General features: G+C 35.9%; 5 protein-coding genes. All 5 read left to right on the forward strand.

What is annotated here, in order from left to right; genetic code table 11:
• Positions 1 to 10 precede the first annotated feature (10 nt).
• The 5 genes from G601_RS26470 to G601_RS0110870 all read left to right on the forward strand — a co-directional run bounded on the left by G601_RS26470 (position 11) and on the right by G601_RS0110870 (position 5,739).
• Positions 11 to 178, forward strand: coding sequence for a hypothetical protein (locus tag G601_RS26470; RefSeq protein WP_196808869.1), 168 nt, complete (start codon positions 11 to 13; stop codon positions 176 to 178).
• Positions 165 to 1,679 carry a S41 family peptidase gene (locus G601_RS0110855; RefSeq protein WP_207638044.1) on the forward strand — a complete coding sequence of 505 codons (1,515 nt, stop codon included), beginning with the start codon at positions 165 to 167 and terminating at the stop codon, positions 1,677 to 1,679. The genes G601_RS26470 and G601_RS0110855 overlap by 14 nt, the downstream gene beginning before the upstream one ends.
• A 41-nt stretch (positions 1,680 to 1,720) precedes the next feature.
• Complete coding sequence (locus G601_RS22915; protein WP_051205753.1) at positions 1,721 to 2,239, forward strand: hypothetical protein; 519 nt, start codon at positions 1,721 to 1,723, stop codon at positions 2,237 to 2,239.
• A 274-nt stretch (positions 2,240 to 2,513) separates the two neighbouring features.
• Positions 2,514 to 4,382 carry a helix-turn-helix domain-containing protein gene (locus G601_RS0110865; protein ID WP_026665367.1) on the forward strand — a complete coding sequence of 623 codons (1,869 nt, stop codon included), beginning with the start codon at positions 2,514 to 2,516 and terminating at the stop codon, positions 4,380 to 4,382.
• A gap of 484 nt (positions 4,383 to 4,866) precedes the next feature.
• The gene (locus G601_RS0110870) at positions 4,867 to 5,739 is read left to right on the forward strand and encodes a fibronectin type III domain-containing protein (RefSeq protein ID WP_026665368.1); all 873 of its coding nucleotides are present in this window, start codon (positions 4,867 to 4,869) and stop codon (positions 5,737 to 5,739) included.
• The last annotated feature ends 342 nt before the right edge of the window (positions 5,740 to 6,081 follow it).

The raw sequence follows: 6,081 nt of genomic DNA on the forward strand, positions 1-6,081 counted from the left end.
AACAGAAACCGTGATAGATTTCATTTCATCGGTGACGGATGTAGCAACTAATGAAATCCAGATTGAAAACATAATAACCGAAGAAGCCGGGGCTTACTATGAGAACCAGAAATCGGCGGAAGAGGTGGCTGATATCATACAGAGCCGGGTTAGTCTTTATCTTAGTGAAAATAGCTGATGGCTGGAAAATAGGGGTAAAGGGTATGGGAAGAATTTTTTGGACTAAGAGAATTACCATTTGGGCAGTATTCATCATGCTTTTACTGAGTGGATGCGGAAATGGTTCATCAAAGCAAAATGTAACGGAAGATCCTGCGGATATAGAATCATTAACAGATGCTACACCGGTCACAGCAGATGAATATGGGAAATATATTGAGAAACAGTTATCAGATGTAATAGCGGAACAGCTAAACATAGATGATGCAGAGGTTGAAACTGTTGTATCTGATGATTTAGTGGTTCAAGAAGTTTCTATTGATACCGGGGCACGTGAGTTATCTGAAGATGATAAAGACAATTTGATAAAGCAGATTAAGGTGCTATGCGGTAACGATGTTAGCATTACCTTTGGCCAGGACAAAGGTGAAGCTCCATATATGAGCGATTATGAGGTACTGTGGGATGAGCTTCGAAACAGTTATCCTTACCTGCCATGTCTTGAAGATAAAGGCATAGATGTTGATGAAATATACGACAGATATGCTGAGAAAACCAAGGATATTACAAAAGAAGATGACTTCTACGGCATGTTACAAAACATGTTAGCTGAACTACAAAACTTTGCACATCTGAATATCGCTTCACCCGAGGATTATGCATCTTTATATAACTTATTTGTAAATGATGATTATTACAGAGAAACTGAGAGGACATATTACGAGATAGTCACAGATCCAAAACTTTCAAAACGTTATAAAATACCGGAGTCATCAGAACAATTTGTGCAGGATACTCAGGAGCAGTTTCCGGATGTCTTTATGCAATATATCGCTGATTGTAAGGCATTGTATATTAAAATTCCATCTTTCCGCTACGAATTGGTGGATAGGGATAGCAACATAGTTTATGAAGGTTTGAAAAAATATCCTGAGGCAGAGAATATAATTTTCGATATTACATTAAATGGTGGCGGAAGCGATGGATACTGGATGGAAAATCTGGTTGCACCTTTTGGTGGTACATATGAGTTTGGATATCGATCTTTTTTTAAGTCTACGCCATTAATCAATAAGTATTATGCGGATTCTGAATCAAAACCTGTTTCTGAACTTTCAGACGCACCGGAATGGGCTTCAGAGTTGGGGCTTGACAGATATTATACGAATACATGGACTCTTTCAGAGGAAGACTTTGATGGGGAGATAATTGATAGGGACATAAAGAAATGGGTTCTGATAAGCAACAGAGTGTATTCAGCTTCGGAGAAATTTGTTTGCTTTTGTAAAGCTACCGGATGGGCGACATTAGTAGGAACAAAAACCTCAGGTGATGGCTTGGGACCGACACCGGTGATGCTCCTACTTCCTGATTCAGGATTACTAATACGATTTTCAGGAAATGTTGGAGAAAATCCTGATGGCAGCATAAATGCAGTAGCCGGGACAAATCCGGATATCATGTGTATCAAGGATGAGACACCGCTTGACCGGTGTCTCGAGGAGATACGAAATAAATGATTATATGAGATATACGAGAAATATATTGGAGAGGATTGGGTATGAGAAAACACAAAATTAAGGCAATAATAAATCCGCTTGAGGGAATCATTTTGGATGATAAGAAGATTTTGATGGGGATGAGTAAAAGCGAAGTCATCAGTCTTCTTGGAAATGCAGATATATGGGAGAATCGCTATTATTATTTTGATAATGAGCTTGCTATCGATTTTGATGAAAGTGACAAAGTTCAGTTCATAGATTTTCTGAGTGGAAAAAATGGATGCATAAAACCTTATATTTATGGCATGGCTGCTTTTGATAGCGACGCTGATGATTTAGTTGAGGTTTTGAAATCTCATAACAATGACAGAATTGATTATGATGAAAATGGATATGCATATAACTTTAATGAAATAAGCATTGGTATTTCCAGAGAGTCAACTCCTGAAGGAGTTCAGAGAGATATTGAAGAAATGAAGGCAGACGGAGAATATGATCAGGACTATGTTGATTCAGAGCTCGAACTTGCCAGACATTGGGCTACAATAGGTATGGGAAGCCCCAACTATTATGGCTAGACTGAACATAGCCATTTAACTAAGAAATGCATAATGGTTCAACCAGCCATAAATTATGTTTCAATGCGGATTTACGGATACTACGAATGAGGAAGAAGAAATAAAATATATCAACAAATGCCATAAATCAGAAGATTCTGTATGGTTTACTATCACGAGTAGCGGTGCCGGATGTCAAAATTTACAAGTAGAGCGTTAATTATTAAAAGTCAGAAAACAGATACTCCAACACAGGTATAATTGGGATAATTAAGTATTTGAGTAAAACAATTATATGGGAAAGATAATAAAAGATGAGATCAAATTTCATATTCTGTTCAATATGATAAGGGAACATCTAAATGTGCCATTGAATATAGCCTGTTATGGGCTATGTTCTGATTCTATGATGAATTATATTGAAACCGGTGAACGGCTTCCGGACTACAGGATGCGTAACAGGATCATGGCAAGGCTCGGGGTGTCTTCCGAGGAGTATGAGGATTTTGTACACTATGATGAATATGAGAGATGGGAGCGTTGTCAGAAACTGATAGACGCTGTGGAACAGAAAAAACAGGATCTTGCTGAACACATCCTGAATGAACTTCTGACAGATGCTGATATAGATAATAAAATAGAGTACCAGTTTCTGATGGATATGAAGGGCAGGATTCTGGAGATGGAAGGCACAGTATGGGACGAAATAGCCAGAGTCTATGAAGAAGCTGTGGAACTTTCTATGCCCGATTTTGACAATATAGACTGGAACAGGAACATTTTTTCACCTGAGGAGTTTTACATTTTAGTAAGGTGGCTGATGGCTAAAACGAGGTATGCAGCAGATGGAAACAGAGCATATATATGCAGCAGCTATGAAAAAATATGTGGAAATATACAGCGTAATCTGAAACAGGCATATGCGAGTGCAAAGGTTTATCCCATGGCAGTTTATGGCTGGTATCTGGCGGTAGATGTGATGGATGCCGTTGATGATGAAACTGTTATAAAAATATGGACCAACAGCTGTGGGGCGTTAGATTCTCTAAGAAATGCCGGCAGGGCGTACTACCTGAAAGAATTGTTACAGCTTAGGCAAGTAATAAGGGGGCAGATTGTAAAAAGAAAACTTATTACGAATAATGAAGGTGAACTTAAGATCTATGAGCGTGACTGGCTCAATAGTTTTAATAAGCTTTATGAGAAGTATGCTGTAGATGCAGATATAAATTATAGTGGTTACATTTATATAAATTCGGAAGTTTACTGTATTTCTGATATTATATCCAGTCGAAGAAGAATATATGGGCTTAGCAGAAAAGAACTTGCAGAGGGGGTTTGCACAGAAAGAACAATAATCCGTATTGAGAAAAAGCAGGTAAAACCACAGCAGTATGTCATAGAGGGACTCTTTAAAAAGCTGGGAGTTGTCTCTGATTACTTGCGTGCAGAAATACTTACAAATGATTATGCAACATTGGAACTTTATAGTGATTATAAACATGCGATGAATGATGCAGATTATAAGAGGGCAGATTTGATAGAAAAGAAGCTTCATACTATTCTTGACCTGGGTTATCCGGAAAACAGACAGGTAATGGCTAATATGGTGAACAATAGGAAAATCAGGACAGAGGAAATCGACAGGGAACGTTATTTTCAGAACATGAAGAATATAATCGGAATGACATTACCAGGAGAGTTCCAGTGTTCTCCTGAAGATTATCTGTCAGATATGGAAGTAACAATTCTTAAAAATATTGCTTTTGAGGCAAACGTAAAAGAACTTCAGAGATACCTTAATGATAAGTGCGAGAGATATTACAAAAAAAATATTAGGAATTACGCTTCTTTGTATGAATTTATAATGGGGACAGAAGCTAGTAGATTAGGCAATAATGAGCAATACGTTGAATCAACACAGATTTCAGAATATATTATCAGGGAGACATTAAGGTTATACAGACCTCATGCAACTCATAGAAATATTTTTAATATTGCATGGAATGAAGCAAAAATCTTTTGTGATTGTGGCAGAAAAAGCTTATACGAGGATCTCTTGTACTGTGCAACTATAAGCTCTTTCTGCAAAGATTATAAAACAGCGACGTTTTATAAAGAAAAAATTGACATGGCTATAGTAAATGAGGACTGGACTATGTAGAGGTGTTATACTATTTTGAAATAACTGTCTCTTCATCTAGTGTACAACTAATAGTTATTTCTGTATGTGGATAGCTGTATGAGAAGCTGTCTTATGCGGATGCTTTTATGTTGGTATAAGAAGCTAAAGACCATACTAAAGCAAGAGATAGTAAAATTGTTACAAGTTTTCTTTTTAAATTCATTTTATGTTTCCTTTTTGATCTTATGATTATTGTTTTTAATATCACATGGACATTCATTAGGATAGTATGTTTTAGCATACGCTTATCAAGTGACATAGTTGTGGATTAATAACATCCACAACTATGTCACTTGTTTTAAAAAGTATGAGTATACATAATTTTTGTATAGATTACATGCATGAAATCTAATAATCTGATTTAGGAGGATTTTTGAATGAAAAAAGTATTTGTATTAATGGCGGATGGAATAAATCTTCAAAAGTATGACCAGTACAGATAATTGGGGAGGGCTTAATACATATGAAAACGAATTGTGCAAAAAATACAATACTAAAAATGGTGCCATTTTTTATTCTTGTTATGCTATTGCTGTTTTCTGTTGGCACAAAATCTTATGCAGCATCGAGTAACAAATTAAAGAGACCCAAGATAACAGGAGTAACAAAGAAAAAGGACTCGCTGGAGGTTAAATGGACAAAGGTTGCAGATGCGAAGGGATATAAGATTTATATTGCGGATGAAGAATCTGAGGAAAAATGTATCGCTACAGTTAAAGATCCTTCTATAACCACTTATAAGATTAAAGGATTGAAGAGTGGTACCAAATACAGCCTTAAGGTAAAAGCCTATAAGAAGGTTAATAAAAAGCGTGTTTATAGTGCTTTTAGCCCTGTAAAGAAGGTAAAAACAAAACTGGGGTTATCTAAAGGATATTTTAGTTGTAAGAGATTCAACATTAGCTGGGACACATCACAATGGAAGGTAGAAGATGCATACGCAAATAGTAATTCTATTAATTTAATTACAAAGGATAAAAGATTGGGAGATGCGGCATCTTTCTCAATAAGCCCTTGGTATGACGAAATTGTAAAGGATATTCAGGGGAAAGGGCTGGATGAATATGCGGCATGGTTTATCAATGAAGATAATCAATCAACAAATGGACAAAAGTATGAAAGAGTAGCAGAAAATAAAGTAATTGATGGAAGAACATTCGCTGTTTTGCATGCTACAAGTCCTAAATTATGGTATATAAAAAATAATGCCACTTTGATTTGTCCAATTGAGGGAAAACTTTTTGTAATTACATATTATGTGCCTGATAGTGCAACTTCTCCGGAAGCAAAGCTGCAGCAGATTGAGGAATTGCTTTCAAAGATTAAAATTAAATAATTGATTTATTATGGAAGCATTATGGAAGCAGAGGATATACTGATGGTGTACCAGCAATAAAAATCAACAGTTATAAGTTTTTGCTCAATTGGGGGATGTCTATGAAAAGAATGTCACCAATTATGTATTATCGATATACAATTGTATTATTTGCGAGTGCACTATTATTAGCGTTTGGAATGTATTTTTTACTGATACTTGAATGCGGAATTTAATTCCGCATTCAAGTCCTGTAAAATATTTAAAGATAGAAGTGTAAAAAGTCAAACGTTCGGCTTTTTACACTTTTTTATTAAAAAAAATAAAGCAAGAAATTGTAAAAAGGCGATCCTTTTAAGATAA

This window comes from Butyrivibrio sp. FC2001 (assembly GCF_000424125.1).
Classification (GTDB): domain Bacteria; phylum Bacillota; class Clostridia; order Lachnospirales; family Lachnospiraceae; genus Butyrivibrio.